We start from the raw sequence: 18,895 nt of genomic DNA, 5'->3' as shown, positions 1-18,895 counted from the left end.
CGAGTCCAACCAACAGCGGGAGATCGCAGCAGTGACAGAGAACTTCCTCGGCGGCCGGTTCGACCTGGGCGGCGACCTGCCGATCGGCAGGCTCGGCTACGGCGCCATGCAGATCACCGGCCCCGGCGTGTGGGACTGGCCGGCGGACCGGGCAGGCGCGCTGGCCGTGCTGCGCCGGGCGGTCGAACTGGGCGTCACCTTCATCGACACCGCCGACTCCTACGGCCCGCTGGTCAGCGAACTGCTGATCGCGGAGGCCCTGCACCCGTACCGCGACGACCTGGTGATTGCCACGAAGGCCGGGTTCACCCGCCAGGGGCCTGGTCAGTGGACTGAGTGCGGCCGTCCCGAGTACCTGACCCAGCAGGTCGAGCTGAGCCTGCGGCACCTGCGGCTGGACCACATCGACCTGATCCAGCTGCACCGCATCGACCCGGCCGTGCCGCTGGCCGACCAGCTGGGCGCGTTCGTGGAGCTGCGGGAGGCGGGCAAGGTCAAGCACATCGGGCTGTCCGAGGTGAGCGTGGCCGAGCTGGAGCAGGCGCGGCAGATCACGCCGATCGTCAGCGTGCAGAACCGGTACAACCTCATCGACCGGGGCAGCGAGGAACTGCTCGACCACGCGGCGAAGGAGAACATCGCCTTCATCCCGTGGTTCCCGATCGCCACCGGCGACCTGACCAAGCCGGACAGCCCGGTCGCCGCGGTGGCCGCGGAGCTCGGCGCGACCCCGGCGCAGGTCGCGCTGGCCTGGCTGCTCAAGCGGTCGCCGGTGATGCTGCCGATCCCCGGCACCAAGACGGTCTCGCACCTGGAGGACAACCTGGGCGCGGCCACGGTCGAGCTCAGCGACAAGCAGTTCGCGGCGCTGGACGCGATCCGGGACTGAGCGCTCAGCCGCGCGGGTGGTGGATCGGGTTGTCCGTCTCAGCCAGGCGGCGGCCCGATCCGCCCCAGTTCAGCGACACGATCTCGGCCGCGATGGACACCGCCGTCTCCTCCGGCGTGCGCGCGCCCAGGTCCAGCCCGATCGGGGAGGACAGCCTGGCCAGCTCCGGTTCGGTCAAACCCAGCTCCCGCAACCGGTTCAGCCGGTCCTGGTGGGTGCGGCGGCTGCCCATCGCGCCGATGTAGGCGGCCTTGGTGCGCAGCGCCAGCTCCAGCAGCGGCACGTCGAACTTGGGGTCGTGGGTGAGCACGCAGATCACCGTGCGCTCGTCCACCTCGGTCCGGGCCAGGTACTGGTGCGGCCACATCACCACCAGCTCGTCGGCCTCGGGGAAGCGCCGCGCGGTGGCGAAGACCGGGCGGGCGTCGCAGACGGTCACGTGGTAGCCGAGGAACTTGCCGATGCGGGCCACCGCGCCGGCGAAGTCGATGGCGCCGAAGACCAGCATCCGGGGCGGCGGCGCGAAGGACTCCACGAAGATCGACAGCTCGTCGCCGCGCTGCTCGCCGTCCGCGCCGATGTGCAGGAAACCGGTGCTGCCCAAGGCGAGCATGCCCCTGGCGTGGTCCCGGACCGCCTCGTTCAGCCGGGCCGAACCCAGCGCGCCGCCGGTCTCCGCCGGGGTCACCAGCAGGTGCGCGCCCGGGTTGGCCGCGCCGTCGAGCAGGGTGGCCACCGCGACCGGTTCGCTCGACCGGATGGACTCGCCGATGGCCGGGAACTCCGGGAAGTGCTCGGGCGTTACCGGCTGCACGAAGACCTGGAGGGTGCCGCCGCAGGTCAGGCCGACCGCGAACGCGTCGTCATCGCTCACCCCGTAGGTGGCCAGCTCCGGCACGCCGGTCCGCAGCACCTGCTGGGCCAGCTCGTACACCGCGCCCTCCACGCAGCCGCCGGACACGCTGCCCAGCGCCTCGCCCGCCGCGGACACCGCCATCGCCGCGCCCGGCTGCCGCGGCGCCGAGTGCCAGGTCCGCACCACCGTCGCCAGCGCGAACGGGTTTCCCTCGCGGTACCAGGCGAGCAGTGGGGCGATCAGTTCGCGCATCGGCCCATTGTGCGCCGGGGGCGGTCAAGAAGTTGTATTTGACTAGGCGGTCCAGAATGGGCATTGTGGACCGTATGGTCAATAACGTTGTGAACCTGGACGGCCTGGCAGGCAAGCGGGTCGTCGTCACCGGTGGCACCAAGGGAATCGGCGCGGCGATCACCGCGCGACTGGCCGGGGCCGGCGCCTCGGTGGTGGTGGCGGCGCGCTCCGCGCCCGAGTCGCTGCCGGCGAACGTGCACTTCGTCAAGGCGGATGTGGCCACCGAGTCCGGGGTCGCCGCGCTGGCCGAAGCTGCGCTGGCCCACCTCGGCGGGGTGGACGTGGTCGTGGACAACGCGGGCGGGGCCGAGCTGGGCACCGGCACCATTCCCGAGCTGTCCGACCGGCACTGGGAAGAGGCCTACCAGCTCAACGTGATGTCCGCGGTGCGGCTGGACCGGGCGCTGCTGCCCGGCATGCTGGAGCGCGGCAGCGGCTCGATCATCCACATCAGCTCGATCGCCGCGCAGCTGGTCCAGCCCCCGCTGACGCACTACGGCGCGGCCAAGGCCGCCCTCAACGCCTACAGCAAGGCGCTGGCCACCGAGGTCGCCCCGCGCGGGGTGCGGGTCAACCGGATCGCCCCCGGCATGATCTGGACCGAGGCGGTGCAGACCTTCGCCCAGCACATCCAGGACACCCAGGGCATGGACGGCAAGGCGCAGATCGTCGAACTGGTCGGCGGCATCCCGGCGGGCCGGGTCGGCACCCCGGAGGACATCGCCAACGCGGTCGCCTACCTGGCCTCCGACCAGGCCGAGTGGGTGGTCGGCGCGGAGTTCCGGATCGACGGCGGCAGCATCCGCCAGGTGGACTGACCACCGAGAGGGCCGCGGAACCCGGTGCGGGGCAACGGGTTCCGCGGCCGGTGCTCAGTGCCCGTAGCGCACGCGCTGGATGTGCACCGGGAGCTTGGGCAGGCCGTCCAAGGGGTTGCCCGGACCGGGGATGATGCCGCCGGCCACGATCTTGTCCAGCACCGCCATGCCCCTGGTCACCTTGCCGAGCACGGTGTAGGCGGGCTTGATGTTGGCGAAGCTGTGCACGATGAAGAACTGGCTGCCGTTGGTGTTCGGCCCGAAGTTGCCCATCGCCACCGTGCCGCGCGGATAGGTCTCCTTGCCGGTGACCTCGTCGTCGAACTTGTAGCCGGGACCGCCCTTCTCCGCCGCCCAGATGTCGCCGCACTGCAACACACCGAGGCGGGTGGAGTTGGTCAGCCGCCAGCACTGGGTCTTGTTATAGAACCGCTGCCGGGTGAGGGAGAGGAAGTTGTGCACCGCGCAGGGCGCGTTCGCCCGGTCCAGCTCCATCACGATCTTGCCGTGGTTGGTGGAGATGGTCACCGTGACCGTGCCCCTGGCCTTCGCCTTCGACCGGGGCGGGCGGACCGGCTTGGCCGCCGGGTCCTCCGGGGTGGGGGTGAAGGTGCAGCGAACCGAGCCCCCGGAGACGGTCTCCGGCGCCGCCTGAGCCGCGCCGACCGGCAGCGCGGCCAGCATCGCGGCCACAACAACACCAACTGACCAGCGTTTTCTCATGCCGGTCAACCTAGCCCGGCCCCGGGCCGGAAGAAACCCGGCGAAGCGACCACCTTACGATGTCGACCATGAGCTCCACCGGAACCGCGCGGCCGATCGTGTACTACGGAGACCCGGTGCTGCACCGGTCCTGCGCCCCGGTGACCAGCTTCGATGACGACCTGCGCGCCCTGGTCGCGGACATGTTCGCCTCCATGTACGCCGCCGAAGGGGTCGGCCTGGCCGCCAACCAGATCGGCGTGGACGCCCGCGTCTTCGTCATGGACTGCCCCGACGCCGACGGCAACCCGGTGGTCGCCACCCTGGTCAACCCGGTGCTCACGCTGCCGCCCGCGCCGCGCGAGCTGACCCTGTTCAACGAGGGCTGCCTGTCCGTGCCCGGCCAGCACGCCGAGCTGGCCCGCTCCGAGCACGCCGAGGTCAACGGCTTCGACGCCGAGGGCAACCCGGTCACCGTGCGCACCAACGGGATCGCCGCCCGCTGCCTCCAGCACGAGGTCGACCACCTGGACGGCCTGCTCTACGTGGACCGGCTGCCGGCCAAGCAGCGCAAGGAGATCCTGACCGAGGCCGGACTGCGCTGATGACCGAGCCCGTCACCGTGGTGGGCATCGGCGCGGACGGCTGGCCCGGCCTCGCCCAGCCCGCCCAGCTGGAAGTGCGCGCCGCGCAGGTGCTGCTGGGCAGCTCCCGCCAACTCGACCTGGTGCCCGACAAGGTCACCGCCGAACGCGTGGCCTGGCCCTCACCCATGCTGCCCGCCCTGCCCGGCCTGCTGGAACGCCACCGCGGCCGGCGGATCTGCGTGCTGGCCAGCGGGGACCCGATGTTCTTCGGCGTCGGCTCCACCCTGGCCAGGCTGCTCGGCCCGCAGCGGCTGCGGGTGCTGCCACACGCATCCTCGATATCGCTGGCCTGCGCCCGGCTGGGCTGGCCGATGGAGGCGGTGGACGTGGTCAGCGCGGTCGGCCGGCCGGTGGAGCTGCTGCACCCGTTCGTGCAGCCGGGACGGCGGGTGCTGGTGCTCAGCGCGGGCGGCGGCACCCCGGCCGAGGTGGCCGCGCTGCTCACCGTGCGCGGCTACGGGCCGAGCAGGCTGACCGTGCTGGAACGCCTGGGCGGCAAGGACGAACGACTGGTCAGCGGCACCGCGGGCGAGTGGTCGCTGCCGCGCACCGCCGCGCTGAACGTGATCGCGGTGGACTGCGTGGCCGATCCCGGCACCCCGCTGCTGCCCACCGTGCCCGGCCTGCCCGACTCCGCCTTCGACCACGACGGCCAGCTGACCAAGCGCGAGGTGCGCGCGCTCACCCTGTCCCGGCTGGCCCCGGTGCCCGGCCAGCTGCTGTGGGACGTCGGCGCGGGGGCGGGCAGCGTGGCCATCGAGTGGTCGCGCACCCATCCCAGCTGCCGGGCGGTCGCGGTGGAACGCGAGCCGGAGCGCGCGGAGCGGATCACCCGCAACGCCTATGCCCTTGGCGTGCCGGGGATCGAGGTCGTCTTAGGTGAGGCGCCGTCCGCTCTGGACGGTCTGGAAGCGCCCTCGGCGGTGTTCGTCGGCGGTGGCGCGACCGGGCCCGGCGTGATCGAGAAGTGCTGGCAGAGCCTGCTGCCCGGCGGACGGCTGGTGGTCAACGCGGTGACCGTGGAGTCGGAGTCCCTGGTGGCGCAGTGGTATGCGCGACTGGGCGGGGACCTGCTGCGGATGGCGATCAGCCGGGCCGCGCCGGTCGGCGGGTTCACCGCGATGCGACCGATGCTGCCGGTGACCACCTGGGTGGCGACGAAGGAGGAGCGGTGACCGTCCACTTCATCGGGGCCGGGCCGGGCGCGGCCGACCTGATCACCCTGCGCGGCCAGCGGCTGATCGCCGGGTCGCCGGTCTGCCTGTACGCCGGATCCCTTGTGCCGCGAGAACTCCTGGCCTGGTGCCCGGCCGGTGCGCGGCTGGTGGACACCGCGAACCTGGACCTGGACCAGATCACCGAGGAGCTGGTCTCCGCGCACGCCAACGGTTCCGACGTGGCCCGGCTGCACTCCGGCGACCCCTCGGTGTACAGCGCGATGGCCGAGCAGATGCGCCGCCTGGACGCCGCCGGGGTGCCCTACGACGTGGTCCCCGGCGTGCCCGCCTTCGCCGCGGCCGCGGCCGCGCTGCGCCGGGAGCTGACCGTGCCGGGCGTCGGCCAGACCGTGGTGCTCACCCGCACCTCCGCGCGTGCCACCCCGATGCCGCCGGGGGAGGACCTGGCCACGCTGGGGCAGAGCCGGGCGACGATGGTGCTGCACCTGGCCGTGCAGCGGATCGACGAGGTGGTGGCCGAACTGCTGCCGAACTACGGGCCGGACTGCCCGGTCGCGGTGGTGGCGCGGGCCAGCAGGGCCGATGAGCTGGTGCTGCGCGGCACGCTGCGGGACATCGCCGCGGCGGTGCACGCGGCCGGGGTCAAGCGGACCGCGGTGATCGTGGTCGGCGAGGTGCTGACCGCGGCCTCCTTCCCGGACAGCCACCTGTACTCCACGGACCGCTGCCGCAGCACCGACTGACCGGCCACCCCGGCCGTCGCCTCCACCCGGCCGCCACCCCGCCCGGGATCACCGATGCGGGTGAACTCCTGCGCCCGCCGCCACCCCCGCCCGCCCGCGCCACCGGATCACGCACGCCCACGAACCGGCTGGCCCAGCCAGAGTTCCCGGCTGCCACTCGTCCATCGAGTGAAGCTGGACTGCTCGTTGTTGCCCTGCGTAGTAAGGTCCGCACGCCCTGTTCCGACCAATCGGACAATTGGTCCATAGTGTTGGTAGGAAAGGGGGAACCACATGCGCTGGTTGCGACAGGACCTTCGGCACGACCTGGCCGCCTCGCTGGTGGTCTTCCTGGTCGCGGTGCCGTTGTCGCTGGGCATCGCGGTGGCCTCCGGCGCGCCGATCGTGGCCGGACTGGTGGCCGCGGTGGTGGGCGGCATCCTGGCCGCGGCCTTCGGCGGCTCGCCGCTGCTGGTCAGCGGACCCGCCGCCGGGCTGACCGTGGTGGTGGCCGGGTTCGTCGACCAGTTCGGCTGGGCGGTCACCTGCGCGATCACCGTGGCGGCCGGGCTGGTGCAGCTCGTGCTCGGGCTGAGCCGGGTGGCCAGGGCGGCACTGGCCATCTCGCCCGCGGTGGTGCACGGGATGCTGGCCGGGATCGGCGTGGTCATCGTGCTCGGCCAGCTGCACGTGCTGCTCGGCGGGCAGCCGGGCACCAGCGCGCTGACCAACCTGCTCGAACTGCCCGGCCAGCTGATCGACATCCACGGACCGGCCGCGCTGATCGGCCTGCTGGTGCTGGGTGTGCTGCTGCTGTGGGGATTCCTGCCCACGGCGGTGCGCAAGGTGCCGGGGCCGCTGGTCGCGGTGGTCGGCGCGACCGTGCTGGCCGAGACCGCCGGGTTGCAGCTGGTCCGGGTGGACCTGCCGGAGTCCGTGCTGGCCTCGCTGCACCTGCCGAAACTGCCCGGCGGACAGTGGGGCGCGGTGGTCCTGGCCGTGCTCACCCTGGCGGTCATCGCCAGCGTGGAAAGCCTGCTCTCCGCGGTGGCGGTGGACAAGCTCGGCGGCACCCGCAGCAACCTGGACCGCGAGCTGGTCGGGCAGGGCGTGGCCAACACCGCCTCCGGCCTGCTCGGCGGGCTGCCGGTGACCGGGGTGATCGTGCGCGCCTCCACCAACGTCGCCGCCGGGGCCCGCACCAGGGCATCGGCCATCCTGCACAGCGTCTGGGTGCTGCTGTTCACCCTGCTGCTGGCAGGCACGATCGAGCGGGTGCCGATGGCCGCGCTGGCCGGGCTGCTGGTCTTCATCGGGCTGCAACTGGTGCGGTTGCGGGATGTCCGGGCGGCCTGGCGGCACGGGGAGGCCGCCGCCTACCTGGCCACCGTGGCCGGCGTGGTGTTCCTGGACCTGTTGCGGGGCGTGCTGATCGGGCTGGCCATCTCGGTGGTGCTGGTGCTGCGCCGGGTGGTCTGGGTCAGGGTGCGGGCCACCGAGACCGCGCCGGGGCACTGGCGGGTGACGGTGGCCGGGACGCTGAGCTTCCTGTCCCTGCCCCGGCTGTCCAGGGTGCTCGCCCAGGTGCCCGATGAGTCCACTGTGGACATCGAGCTGCGCGCGGACTACCTGGACCACGCCGCCTACGAGCACCTGTCCTCCTGGCAGTACCAGCACGAGGACCGCGGCGGCGCGGTCACCGTCGAGGAGGTCGGCGGCGGCCGGAGACCGGTGCTGCCGCGCTGGTTCGCGCCCTGGTCGGACTGGCAGGCCGAGGTGCCCAGCCAGCGCGCGGCCTCCCCGCTGGTCACCGGCGTGGCCGAGTACCACCGGCACTCCGCCCCGCTGCTGCGCCCGGTGTTCGAGCAACTCGCGCTGTTGCAGCGCCCGCACGGGCTGTTCCTGACCTGCGCGGACTCCCGGATCGTGCCCAACATGATCACCTCGAGCGGGCCCGGCGACCTGTTCACCGTGCGCAACGTGGGCAACCTGGTGCCCGCCGGGGACGACGGCATCGAGGCATCGGTGCACGTCGCGGTGGAGGTGCTGCGGGTGCCCACGCTGATGGTCTGCGGCCACTCCGCCTGCGCCGGCATGACCAGCCTGCTCTCCGGTCGCGCCGAACAGGACGACTCGCTCGGCCGCTGGCTGCGCGCCGGACTGCCCAGCCTGCACGCCTTCCGCGCCGGGCACCCGGCAGGCCGGGGCGACGGCGCGGAGGTGGACCGGCTGGCCAGGGTCAACGTCGCGGTGCAGGCCGAGGCGCTGGCCCGGCTGCCCATGGTGCGGACCGCGATCACCGAGGGCCGGTTGCAGGTCATCGGGCTGTTCTTCGACATCGGCCGGGCTCAACTGTCCATTGTGGACCCGGAGACCGGCGGGTTCGTGCCGCTGGCTCCCGACGCCGCCGCGCCCCCGGTCGGCGCGGCCGGGCGGCAAACAGCGGATTGACGGCCCCCGGCGGCCTGCCTACGCTCGCCTGCTGGGGAGCGCTTCCCCTTGTCATGCAACGACTTCGTCGATGAGGGGGAACTGCGCTGTGGCGCGTCCTGAGTTGAGCAGAGCGCTGGCCGGGGTACTGGCCGCGTCGGTGATCACCGGAGTGCTGACCGCACTGCCCGCGCACGCGATCAGCGGCGGCACCGCCGCGACCGATGGCGCGCACGGCTACACCGCCTACGTCCGGGTGGGCACCAAGACCTGCTCCGGGGTGCTGGTCGACCAGCAGTGGGTGCTCACCGCCGCCCGCTGCTTCGGCGCGCCCGGCCAGGTCAGGCCCGGCGCACCCGCCGAGCGCACCGTGGTCACGGTCGGCCGCACCAAGCTCGCGCACGGCTCCGGCGAGGTGGTGGAGGTGCAGAGCATCGCCACCCAGACCGGCCGGGACGTGGTCCTGGCCAAGCTCGCCGACCCCGTCGCCGACGTCGCACCGGTCCCGCTGCCCGGTGCGGCCGGCTTCACCACCGGCGAGCAGCTCACCGTCACCGGCTACGGCGCGCTCGCCGCGACCAGCGAGGACGAGGACCGCCTGCACAGCGCGGCCTTCGCACTCGGCGCGGTGACCGGCAAGGAGCTCACCTTCGGCGCGGCCACCCCGACCGGCGCCGACCTGTGCTCCGGCGACCTGGGCGGCCCGGTGCTGCGCCAGCGCGACGGCGCACTGGAGCTGGGCGGCATCATCACCTCGGCCAAGCAGCGCAACTGCCTCGGCGAGACCGAGCAGACCGCGAGCTCCGCCGCCGAACGGGTGGACGACCTCGCCGCCTGGATCAAGGAGAACGTCGCGGCGAGCCGGGCCAACCCGGCCGTGGCAGACAGCGGCATCGTCGAGCTGACCAACAACATCACCGGCGGCTGCCTGTCCGGCGACACCACCGCCACCTGCGGCTCCGGCCGCTCCGCGCAGGAGTTCGAGCTGCTCGGCGCCGGTGAGCACAAGCGGCTGCGCAACCTGCACAGCCGCCAGTGCCTGGGCATCGACGGCAACTCGCTGGCCCCGCAGGCCTGCGACGCGAACAACCCGGCCCAGGGCTGGGCCCTGCTGCCCGGCAAGGGCGGCACCGTGCAGCTGGTCAACCAGCAGCACAAGAAGCCGCTGACCGTGCCCGAACTGGTCGAGTCGACCAAGCCGGTGCTGCGCACCAACCAGCCCTACGCCTACCAGCTGTGGCGGCTGACCGCCAAGGGCAAGGCCCGGCACGACCTGCCGCAGCGCGGTTCGCTCAAGGCCACCAACGAGGGCCTGCCCGACCACTACCTGCGGCACGGCCGCGGCGAGGGCTGGCTGAACCTGATCACCGCGAACAACCCGGACCTGGACAAGGCCGACGCCACCTTCCGCCTGGTGCCCGGCCTGGCCAACGCCGACTGCTACTCCTTCGAGGCGTCCAACATCCCCGGCGCGTACCTGCGCCACCAGTACGGCCGGGTCCGGCTGGACGACCGCGTCGGCGGCGGCCAGTTCGACGCCGACGCCACCTGGTGCGCCAGGGACGGCCTCAGCGGCACCGGGGTCTCCTTCGCCGCGCTGAACTTCCCGGACAACTACCTGCGGCACATCCGCGGCGAGGTGTGGAGCGCCTACAAGGGCGGCGCCCAGTGGTATGAGAACCCGAACTTCTTCGAGCCGGACAGCAGCTGGGTGGTCGCACCGCCGCTCAAGCCCTGACCGCCGCTACCCGGCGACCCGCGCCGCCGCGGGTCGCCGGGTCCCGGCCAGCACCACCACCGCCACCCCGGCCAGCAGCAACGCCATCCCCGGCAGGGCGGCCGCCCTGGGCACCTGCCCGAGCCACAACCAGGCCAGCAGCGCCGCGCCGGGCACCTCCAGCAGGGTGACCAGGCTGATCGTGGTGGCCGAGACCGCGTGCAGCGCGTAGTTGAACATCGAGTGCCCGAGCAGCTGCGCGCCCAGCGCGATGGCCAGGATGGCCAGCCAGGTGGAGTCCGGGAACCCGGCCAGCGGGATGCCCGCGCTCAGGCACACCACCAGCAGCACCAGCGCGCAGGTGGCGTAGCAGATCGTGGTGTAGGTCGTGGTGCTCAGGCTGGTCCGCGCGTGCTCGCCGAGCGCCACGTACCCGGCCGCGGCCATCCCGCCGAGCACCGCGAGCACATCCCCCCACAGCGCGGCGCCGGAGACCTGGAAGTCCGCGCCGGTGGTCCAGGCCGCCCCGGCCACCGCGAGCCCGATGCCCAGCCAGGTGGTCAGCGGCAGCCGTTTGCCCTGTCCCACCGCGATCAGCCCGGCCCACACCGGCTGGGTGCAGCCCAGCGCGATCGAGGTGGCCACCGTGGTCAGCTGCGCGCTGGACATCCAGGTGCCGAAGTGCAGCGCCAGCATCGCCCCGGCCAGCACGCTGTACCCGCCCTGGCCGCGTTTCTCGCCGCTGACCGCCGAACGCAGCTCGGGGCCGCGGCGGAGCGCGGCGAACGGGGTGAGCAAGCCGACCGCGATCGTGTTGCGCCAGAACGCGATGGCCAGCGCGGGCGCGGCGGCGAAGGCGATCAGCGGGCCGGAGGTGGACACCGCGAGCACGGCGACGATCAACGCCAGCAGCGGGGCCAGTGGGAGACGATGGGGCACGACAGTCATCCTCACCGGCGGGATCGGGTGAGGCGAATTGGTAGGAATCGCGGAGTTGCCCCTCCGTCGCGGTGCCGGCCACCGCGCTGCCCGCCCAGGCTGGCCGGTGGCAGCCCCGGTCAGCCAGGGGCGCTACGGCTTCACCGCCAAGATCGAGGTCGGCGGCGAGGGCTGCGCCGGTGTGGTCATCGACCTGGAGTGGCTGCTCGCCGCGAGCGCATGCTTGGGGGCGGTCGCTACTGGCGACGAGCGTGAGTTGCTCTGGATCGGCGGCTGGAACACCGAGTTCAACCTGATGGCGGCCCCGTACGTTGTCGGCTGGCTCGCTGACCGCATCACATCGACTGCGCGGCCGCCGTCATAACGTTGGTCTGCCCGCGGAAGCTTCCCTCTTCGCCGGGGCCCCTTTTCGCGCTGTTCCTACTCAAGACGACCGGTCATATTCGCTTGACCCTTGAGACGACCGGTCATATTCATTGAGCTGGCGCCTGGCGGTGAATATGACCGGTCGTCTCAAGGGGTTGGGGTGGCCTGGCCAGACCTGGCTTGGTCCGTCCCAAACTCGCCGACCCGACGCGAGCCCATCCGCCGCGACCCGATCCGACCCGGGCCCGAGCCGAGCCGATCCGAACCGGCCCCGAGCCGATCCGACCCGGCCCGGCCCGGCCCGGCCTCGAGCCGAGCCGAGCCCATCTGTTCTGGCTCGCCTGGTGCACTGTCCAATGTGACCGGTCGTCTTGCGGGCGAGCGACCGCGCCGGAGAAGGTCGAGCTTCCCCGTGGCCGGGTCTGCGGCGCCTGCCGAATATGACCGGTCGTCTTGAAGTCATCGGAGCTATGGGGGTAACGCGCCGATCTATTCCGAACAGACCTGTCCGATCCTGTCAGCGAAAACCCGCTGCTCCACACGCTGATCCGCCGGTTGCTCCGACCGGTCGACGACCACGGGCCGTTGACGCACCTGGGCAGAGATCGTATCTTTCCTGCGCCGCACCACATCGAGCCTCGAGTGGACCTTCCGCCACAGCCATCGAAGGGACTCGACCATGTCCGACTCGCCGTCGCGCCGGGACTTCCTGCGCATCACGGGCGCCGTGGGCGCCGGGATGATGTTGAGCGGGGTCCGGCCGTTCATCGCCCAGGCCGAGGAGGTGGCTCGGCCCGAGAACGTCAGTCTGGTGCCGGAAGGGGAGGCGACCAGTCTCTGGTACCCGGCGCCTGCCGAGGAGAGCCGGATCATCCAGCAGGGCCTGCCGATCGGCAACGGGCGGCTGGGGGCATTGGTCGGGTCTGATCCGGCTGATGACGTGCTCTACCTGACCGATGCCACCTTGTGGACCGGGCACCGCAACGACGTTCTCCAGGACGACGGGCAGTTCCCGTACGGGCCCAACGACTTCGGATCGTTCGGGCTGCTGGCCAAGGTGCGGGTCGAGGCCACCGGGCACACCAAGGCCGCCGTGACCGACTACCGGCGGCGGCTGGACCTGAGCAACGGGCTGATCACCAGCTCCTACCGCTACCGGGGCGCGCAGTACCGGCGGGAGACCTACTCCAGCCATCCGGACGACGTGGTGGTGGTGCGGCTGACCCAGCGCGGTGGTGGTGTCCACAGTGGACGGATCCGGTTGGAGGCCACCCGCGCCGAGACGGTGGTGGGCGAGCCCGGCAGTCGCACGATCTCGTTGAGCTCGCGGTTCGACAACGGGCTGCGCTATGCCGCGGTGGTCACCGCGTTCAGCGAGACCGGGACGGTCGCGGTGACCGGCAACGCGCTCGTTTTCAAGGAGTGCCGGGAGGTGCTGGTCATCGTCTCTGGCGGGACCGACTACCTCGCGAACGCGGCCAAGGGGTTCCGGAACAGCTCGGTTGATCCGCTGGTGGTGGCGCGGGAGCGGGCGCTGGCCAAGGCGGAGGTGGCGGGGAGTGCGTTGCTGCACACGCACGTGGCCGACTACCAGTCGCTGTACCGGCGGATGACCGTGGACCTCGGTGAGTCCAGCCGCGCCCAGCGGAACCTGGACTCCTGGTCCCGGCTCGCGGTGCGGCACACCAATCCCGGGCAGCCGGACCCGGAGCTGGAGGCCAGCTACCTCCAGTTCGGGCGGTACCTGATGATCACCGGGTCCCGGAACAGCCTGCCGATCAACCTCCAGGGGTTGTGGCTGCACAACAACTCGCCGGACTGGTACGCCGACTACCACACCGACATCAACATCCAGATGAACTACTGGCTGACCGACCGCGCCGGTCTCGGCCGCTGCTTCACCGCTCTCGCCGACTACTGCCTCGCTCAACTGCCCGAGTGGTCGCGGCAGACCCAGCGTCTGTTCAACGATCCGCGCAACCGGTTCCGCAACTCCTCCGGCAAGATCGCCGGGTGGACGGTGGCCTTCTCCACCAACACCAACGGTGGCCTCGGCTGGTGGTGGCACCCCGCGGGCAACGCCTGGCTGTGCCAGTCGCTGTGGGAGCACTACGAGTTCACCCTGGACGCCCAGTACCTGGAACGGATCTACCCGCTGCTCAAGGGCGCGGCCGAGTTCTGGGCCGCGCGGCTGGTCACCATCACGCACACCTACCCCGACGGCAGCACCCGGGAGGTGCTGGTCGACGACAAGGACTGGTCGCCGGAGCACGGGCCGCAGGACGCGCTCGGCATCAGCTACGCCCAGGAGATCGTCTGGGAGCTGTTCCGTGAGCTCCAGGTCGCGGCGGCGGAACTGGAGCGGGACAAGGAGTTCGCGGCGCGGGTCAAGGACCTCCAGTCGCGGTTGTACCTGCCGGAGGTCAGTCCGAAGACCGGCATGCTGCAGGAGTGGATGCACCCGGACGACATCGGCGAGCGCACCCACCGGCACCTGTCCCCGCTGATCGGGTTCTTCCCCGGCGACCACATGAACCACGACGACACGCCGAAGGCCACCATCGAGGGCATTCGCAAGCTGCTGGACGTGCGCGGCATGGAGAGCTTCGGCTGGGCCTGCGCCTGGCGGTCCGCCTGCTGGGCCAGGCTCCGCGACGCCGACCGCGCCTACCAGCTGCTGCTCACCGTGATGCGCCCGTCCATCGCCAACGAGAACGGCACCTCGGCCAACTTCTTCGACATGTACCGGAACAACGACCGGGCCATCTTCCAGATCGACGCCAACTTCGGCGCGCCGGCCGCGATGCTGGAGATGATCCTGTACTCCCGGCCGGGCGTGGTCGAACTGCTGCCCGCGCTGCCCGGCGCGTGGGCGAAACGGGGCCGGGTCACCGGTGCCGGCGTCAAGGGCGGCTTCGAGGTCGACCTGAGCTGGCGGGACGGCAAGGTCACCACCGCGGTGCTGCGCAGCGTCGGCGGCACCAGCACCGAGGTGCGCGCGGGCTCCTGGAAGCGCGTGATCACCCTGCGTCCAGGAGAATCCGTCACCATCCGCCCCTGACCCCGCGTCGTGTTGGCCGATCTCGTACGGGGTGTTGGCCGTTGTCGGCGGCCGTGCCGTCCACAACGGCCAACACCCCGTACCACAACGGCCAACACGATGGGTTTTTCGGGGGAGGATGGGGGGGTGACGAGGACTGTGCTGGTGTTGGGGGGGACGGGGGAGGCTCGGCGGCTGGCCGCGGAGCTGGCGGAGGTGCCGGGGCTGCGGGTGGTGTCCTCGCTGGCCGGGCGGGTGCGGGAGCCGGTGCTGCCCGTCGGGGAGGTGCGGATCGGCGGGTTCGGCGGGGTGGCCGGGTTGCGGGAGTGGTTGCGGGACAACCGGGTTGACCTGGTGGTGGATGCCACGCATCCGTTCGCCGCGACCATGACCGGCAACGCCGCGGCCGCGACCGCCGAGCTCGGGCTGCCGCTGCTGGTGCTGCGCAGGCCCGGTTGGACCGAGCAGCCGGGGGACCGCTGGCACTGGGTGTCCTCGATCGCCGAGGCCGCCGAGGCACTGCCCGCGCTGGGCCGCCGGGTGCTGCTCACCACCGGCCGCCGCGACCTGCCCGCCTTCGCCAACCCGGACCTGTGGTTCCTCAGCCGCTCGGTCGACCCGCCGGAGCATCACGCGTCGAACGTGACCATCCTGCTGGACCGGGGACCGTACACAGTGGACGGTGAGCTGGAGCTGCTGCGCGCCAACCGGATCGACGTGGTGGTCAGCAAGGACAGCGGTGGCGAGCAGACCGCGGCCAAGCTCACCGCGGCCCGTCGGCTCGGCCTGCCGGTGGTCCTGGTGCGCCGGCCGCCGCTGCCGGCCGCGACCACGGCAGGCACCGTGGCCGCGGCCGTCGAGTGGGTCAGGCGGGGTAGCGGCGCGGGGTGAACACCACCGGCTCACCGTCGGGGCCGGTGCGGAACCGGGTGGTGGAGGAGCCGACCAGCAACAGGCAGCGCATGTCCACAGTGGACGGATCGAGATCGGCGAGGCGGACCACCCGCACCGACTCCTCCGGGCCGCCGACGTCCCGGCCGATCACCACCGGCGTGTCCGGGGACCGGTGCGCCAGCAGGGTTTCCCGGGCCGACTCGACCTGCCAGGTGCGGCTGCGCGAGGCCGGGTTGTAGATCGCGATCACCAGGTCGGCCGCGGCCGCCGCGGCCAGCCGCCGCTCGATGACCTCCCACGGCTTGAGCCGGTCCGACAGCGACAGCACGCAGTAGTCGTGGCCCAGCGGCGCGCCCACCCGGCTGGCCACCGCGTGCGCCGCGGTCAGGCCCGGCAGCACCCGCACCGGCACCCCGGTGAACTGCTCCTCACCGGCCACCTCCAGCACCGCGCTGGCCATCGCGAACACCCCGGGATCGCCGGAGGAGACCACCGCGACCCGGGCCCCGTTCTTGGCCAGGTCCAGCGCGAACGCGGCCCGCTCGGCCTCCACACGGTTGTCCGAGGGATGCCGCCGCTGACGCGGGTTCGGCGGGACCCGGTCCAGGTAGGGGCCGTAACCGATCAGCTCGTCGGCGGTGGCCAGCGCGTCCTGCGCCTGCGGGGTGAGCCACTCGCGCCCGGCGGGACCGAGGCCGACCACGACCACCTCGCCGGTACCGCTGGTCGTCGTCGCCGGGGCGGCCTCGATGGTCTGGTGCGCCTGGCTGGGCAGCAGCGCCAGCGAGAAGTACGGCACGCCTTCGGGGTCCACTTCGGACAGTGGGGCCACCCGCTGCCGCCCGGTGGTCGCCCGCTCCACGTACCAGGCGTCCTCCAGTCGCCCTGCCGCGTGCAGCGCCTCGCGCACCACGCCGAAAGTACGGCCCAGCTTCATGATCGCGGCCGAGTCGGTGGTGGCCAGCCACTCGGCCAGCTCCTCCTGCGGCAGCGTGCCGGGCAGCACGGTGAGCACCTCGTCCCGCTCCACCAGCGGTCGCCCGAGCACCGCGGCGGCCCCGCTCACCGAGGTCACCCCCGGCACCACCTCGGTCGGGAACCGGTGCGCCAGCCGCTTGTGCATGTGCATGTAGGAGCCGTAGAAGAACGGGTCCCCGGCCGCGAGCACCACCACGTCCCGGCCCGCGGACAGGTGCGCGGCCAGGCGCTCCGCGCTCTGCTCGTAGAAGGCGTCGATCTCGCCCTGGTAGTCCTCGGTGTCCTCGGTGGTCACCGGGTAGACCAGCTGCTCCTCGATCTGACCAGGGCGCAGGTAGGGCTCGGCGATCGAGCGGGCGATGCTGCGGCCGTGCCGCGCGCTGTGGAACACCACCACGTCCGCCGCGCCGATCAGCCGCGCCGCCTTGACCGTCACCAGTTCCGGGTCGCCGGGGCCCAGCCCGACGCCGTACAGCCGTCCCAGCTCACTCACTCTTCGTCACTCGCAATCGCGTTGATCGCGGCGGCGGTCATCGCGCTGCCGCCCCGCCTGCCCCGCACCACCAGGTACTCCAGCCCCAGCTCGTTGGCGGCCAGGGCCTCCTTCGACTCGGCCGCGCCGATGAACCCCACCGGAATCCCCAGCACCGCAGCGGGTTTCGGCGCGCCACCGGCGATCATCTCCAGCAGGTGGAACAGCGCGGTCGGCGCGTTGCCGATGGCCACCACCGCCCCGCCGAGCTTGTCCCGCAACAACTCCAGGGCCGCCACACTGCGCGTGTTGCCCATGTCCTTGGCCAGTTCCGGCACCCGGGGATCACCGAGCAGGCACACCACCTCGTTGTCCGCGGGCAGCCGTCGCCGGGTCACCCCGGCCGCGACCATGGTGGCATCACACAGGATCGGCGCTCCGGCATCGAGCGCGGTGCGCGCCGAGGCGACCACGCCGGGGGAGTAGCCGAGGTCCTCGACCAGGTCGACCATCCCGCAGGCGTGGATCATCCGCACCGCCACCCGCGCCACGTCCGGGGGCAGACCGGTCAGGCCTGCCTCGGCGCGGATGGTGGCGAAGGACCGGCGGTAGATCTCCGCGCCGTCCTTGATGTAGTCGGTCACTACTGCTTCCTCCGGGCCGCGTCGATCGCCGCGGCCGTGTCCTCGTGCCGTTGTCCGTCGACCAGGTAGCCGTCCGCCGTGGCCAGCACGTCGATCGCGCCGCGCGGGCGGCCGCACCGGCGTTCGCAGCCGGAGAAGTGCACCGACCGGCCCGCGCCGCCGAGCAGGCGGGGGGCGTCGGCGCGCACGTCGGCCAGGGCCTTGGCGCAGCCGGGGCGGCCGGTGCAGGCGGTGGCACCGTGCCAGGGTGAGTCCGGGTCGGTGATCAGGCCGTGGCCCAGGGGGATCGAGTGCGGGAGCAGCACGCTGCGCCAGGGGGTGAGGCGGAGGTGCTCGGCGGCGAGCAGGGCCGCGGACTGGGCTGGGTTCAGGCGGCCCAGGGGCACGCCGACCACGAGCCGACCGTCGGGCAGCGGACCAGGGGGGAGGGGCTGGGAACGCGCGGGCTGGACGCGATCGGCGGGGGCGGGGCTGCTCAGGGGCGCGATGTGGCTCGCGGTTCCCGCCGCCAACCGGCGCGTGATCTCCGTGACACCGCCCTCGATCTCCGCCAGCCGCCAGGCCGCCCCGCCCCGCTCGGCCCGCAGCGTCAGGAACTCCACCGCGGCCCTGGTCACCGCCGCCACCGGATCGCCCGGCCGCAGCCCCGAGTCGGCCCCGGCCAGCAACAACGCCCACTCCGCGCCCACCCGGTGCAGCCCGATGTCCGCGCCCAGCCCGCTCACATCGCCGCCCTCGTCCACCGTGACCAGGAACCGGCCCGGCAGCTCGGCCAGCTCCGGCACCGCGCACAGCGCCGCGTCGATCGCGTCGGCCAGGCCCTGGGTGTCGGCCAGCGGGGAGGCGATGATGTTGCGCATCCGCTCATGGGTCAGCGTGGGCAGCAGACCGGCCTCGGCCAGTCGCTCGCCCAGCTCCGGCTCCGAACCGGGTGCCAGGCCTCTGATCTGCACGTTCGCCCGGGAGGTCAGCTCAAGGGAGCCGTCGCCCAGCTCGATCGCGGCCTGGCGCAGCACCGCCAGCCGGTCGGCGGTCAGTGTGCCGCCCGGGATCCGCACCCTGGCCAGGCCGCCGTCCGCGGCCGGGTGCACCTCGATGGCGCCGGGACAGGCGTCCGGGCGCGAGCGATGTGGCGAAGAGGGCACGCGCCGGATGCTACGCGGCGGGTAGGGTCCTCTCCGAACGGTGAACCACGGAGGAAGCCGGTGCGAGTCCGGCGCGGTCCCGCCACTGTCACCAGGCCCGCCTGGGAGCCAGACACTCCGCTCACCGTCCCGACCGATGTGGGGCGCGGACCCCGAGGGATGTG

At 72.4% G+C, this 18,895-nt stretch carries 16 protein-coding genes and 1 riboswitch; of the genes, 10 read left to right on the top strand and 6 right to left on the bottom strand.

Annotated features, from left to right (window positions below):
- Positions 1-31 precede the first annotated feature (31 nt).
- A complete protein-coding gene (locus tag N8J89_RS31535; RefSeq protein ID WP_283660636.1) occupies positions 32-889 on the top strand; it encodes an aldo/keto reductase in 858 nt (285 codons plus the stop codon).
- A 4-nt stretch (positions 890-893) separates the two neighbouring features.
- Here N8J89_RS31535 and N8J89_RS31530 read toward each other — a convergent pair whose 3' ends face one another.
- On the bottom strand, positions 894-1,997 hold the full coding sequence (locus tag N8J89_RS31530; RefSeq protein ID WP_283660635.1) for an XdhC family protein: 1,104 nt from the start codon (positions 1,995-1,997) through the stop codon (positions 894-896).
- A gap of 74 nt (positions 1,998-2,071) precedes the next feature.
- Between N8J89_RS31530 and N8J89_RS31525 the strand changes: the two genes are divergently transcribed.
- On the top strand, positions 2,072-2,857 hold the full coding sequence (locus N8J89_RS31525; protein WP_283660634.1) for an oxidoreductase: 786 nt from the start codon (positions 2,072-2,074) through the stop codon (positions 2,855-2,857).
- Between the two features lie 54 nt (positions 2,858-2,911).
- Here the strand turns inward: N8J89_RS31525 and N8J89_RS31520 are convergent, their stop codons facing one another.
- The gene (locus N8J89_RS31520; protein WP_283660633.1) at positions 2,912-3,580 is read right to left on the bottom strand and encodes a peptidylprolyl isomerase; all 669 of its coding nucleotides are present in this window, start codon (positions 3,578-3,580) and stop codon (positions 2,912-2,914) included.
- Between the two features lie 68 nt (positions 3,581-3,648).
- Here N8J89_RS31520 and def point away from each other — a divergent pair, with 68 nt between their 5' ends.
- From def to N8J89_RS31495, 5 genes are all read left to right on the top strand, one after another.
- Complete coding sequence (gene def / locus N8J89_RS31515; RefSeq protein WP_283660632.1) at positions 3,649-4,164, top strand: peptide deformylase; 516 nt, start codon at positions 3,649-3,651, stop codon at positions 4,162-4,164.
- A complete protein-coding gene (gene cbiE, locus N8J89_RS31510) occupies positions 4,164-5,381 on the top strand; it encodes a precorrin-6y C5,15-methyltransferase (decarboxylating) subunit CbiE (RefSeq protein WP_283660631.1) in 1,218 nt (405 codons plus the stop codon). The genes def and cbiE overlap by 1 nt, the downstream gene beginning before the upstream one ends.
- Positions 5,378-6,127, top strand: coding sequence for a precorrin-4 C(11)-methyltransferase (gene cobM, locus N8J89_RS31505; protein ID WP_283660630.1), 750 nt, complete (start codon positions 5,378-5,380; stop codon positions 6,125-6,127). The genes cbiE and cobM overlap by 4 nt, the downstream gene beginning before the upstream one ends.
- Before the next feature lie 273 nt (positions 6,128-6,400).
- On the top strand, positions 6,401-8,557 hold the full coding sequence (locus tag N8J89_RS31500) for a SulP family inorganic anion transporter (protein WP_283660629.1): 2,157 nt from the start codon (positions 6,401-6,403) through the stop codon (positions 8,555-8,557).
- Positions 8,558-8,660: 103 nt separating this feature from the next.
- Positions 8,661-10,274 (top strand): AbfB domain-containing protein, encoded by a 1,614-nt coding sequence (locus N8J89_RS31495; protein ID WP_283660628.1) that lies wholly within the window; start codon positions 8,661-8,663, stop codon positions 10,272-10,274.
- Between the two features lie 6 nt (positions 10,275-10,280).
- On the opposite strand, the gene N8J89_RS31490 is transcribed toward N8J89_RS31495, so the two are convergent.
- Entirely contained in the window at positions 10,281-11,192 is a 912-nt protein-coding gene (locus N8J89_RS31490; RefSeq protein ID WP_283660627.1) for a DMT family transporter, read from the bottom strand.
- A gap of 106 nt (positions 11,193-11,298) precedes the next feature.
- On the opposite strand from N8J89_RS31490, the gene N8J89_RS31485 reads away from it, so the two are divergent.
- The 3 genes from N8J89_RS31485 to N8J89_RS31475 all read left to right on the top strand — a co-directional run bounded on the left by N8J89_RS31485 (position 11,299) and on the right by N8J89_RS31475 (position 15,489).
- Positions 11,299-11,556: a hypothetical protein gene (locus N8J89_RS31485; protein WP_283660626.1), complete on the top strand. Its 258-nt coding sequence runs from the start codon at positions 11,299-11,301 to the stop codon at positions 11,554-11,556.
- A 681-nt stretch (positions 11,557-12,237) separates the two neighbouring features.
- Positions 12,238-14,619 (top strand): glycosyl hydrolase family 95 catalytic domain-containing protein, encoded by a 2,382-nt coding sequence (locus N8J89_RS31480; protein ID WP_283660625.1) that lies wholly within the window; start codon positions 12,238-12,240, stop codon positions 14,617-14,619.
- A gap of 99 nt (positions 14,620-14,718) precedes the next feature.
- Positions 14,719-15,489 carry a cobalt-precorrin-6A reductase gene (locus N8J89_RS31475; protein ID WP_283660624.1) on the top strand — a complete coding sequence of 257 codons (771 nt, stop codon included), beginning with the start codon at positions 14,719-14,721 and terminating at the stop codon, positions 15,487-15,489.
- Here the strand turns inward: N8J89_RS31475 and N8J89_RS31470 are convergent.
- From N8J89_RS31470 to N8J89_RS31460, 3 genes are read right to left on the bottom strand one after another with little or no spacing between them, the layout of a single operon-like run.
- Positions 15,464-16,963 (bottom strand): precorrin-2 C(20)-methyltransferase, encoded by a 1,500-nt coding sequence (locus tag N8J89_RS31470; protein ID WP_283660623.1) that lies wholly within the window; start codon positions 16,961-16,963, stop codon positions 15,464-15,466. The two genes, N8J89_RS31475 and N8J89_RS31470, sit on opposite strands and share 26 nt — an antisense overlap.
- Entirely contained in the window at positions 16,960-17,586 is a 627-nt protein-coding gene (locus N8J89_RS31465; RefSeq protein ID WP_283660622.1) for a precorrin-8X methylmutase, read from the bottom strand. The genes N8J89_RS31470 and N8J89_RS31465 overlap by 4 nt, the downstream gene beginning before the upstream one ends.
- Positions 17,586-18,731 (bottom strand): ferredoxin-like domain-containing protein, encoded by a 1,146-nt coding sequence (locus N8J89_RS31460; RefSeq protein WP_283660621.1) that lies wholly within the window; start codon positions 18,729-18,731, stop codon positions 17,586-17,588. Before N8J89_RS31460 ends, N8J89_RS31465 begins: the two co-directional genes overlap by 1 nt.
- Positions 18,732-18,737: 6 nt before the next feature.
- Positions 18,738-18,869, top strand: a riboswitch (cobalamin riboswitch).
- Positions 18,870-18,895 lie beyond the last annotated feature (26 nt).

The organism is Crossiella sp. CA-258035 (assembly GCF_030064675.1).
GTDB lineage: Bacteria > Actinomycetota > Actinomycetes > Mycobacteriales > Pseudonocardiaceae > Crossiella.
Note: the sequence above shows the minus strand (reverse complement) of the source record. Positions and strands in the feature narration are given on the sequence as shown.

Coding starts and splice junctions, on each gene's coding strand:
- N8J89_RS31530 (WP_283660635.1), bottom strand. CDS start 1,997: ATGCGCGAACTGATCGCCCCACTGCTCGCCTGGTACCGCGAGGGAAAC.
- N8J89_RS31525 (WP_283660634.1), top strand. CDS start 2,072: ATGGTCAATAACGTTGTGAACCTGGACGGCCTGGCAGGCAAGCGGGTC.
- N8J89_RS31520 (WP_283660633.1), bottom strand. CDS start 3,580: ATGAGAAAACGCTGGTCAGTTGGTGTTGTTGTGGCCGCGATGCTGGCC.
- def (WP_283660632.1), top strand. CDS start 3,649: ATGAGCTCCACCGGAACCGCGCGGCCGATCGTGTACTACGGAGACCCG.
- cbiE (WP_283660631.1), top strand. CDS start 4,164: ATGACCGAGCCCGTCACCGTGGTGGGCATCGGCGCGGACGGCTGGCCC.
- N8J89_RS31500 (WP_283660629.1), top strand. CDS start 6,401: ATGCGCTGGTTGCGACAGGACCTTCGGCACGACCTGGCCGCCTCGCTG.
- N8J89_RS31480 (WP_283660625.1), top strand. CDS start 12,238: ATGTCCGACTCGCCGTCGCGCCGGGACTTCCTGCGCATCACGGGCGCC.
- N8J89_RS31475 (WP_283660624.1), top strand. CDS start 14,719: ATGGGTTTTTCGGGGGAGGATGGGGGGGTGACGAGGACTGTGCTGGTG.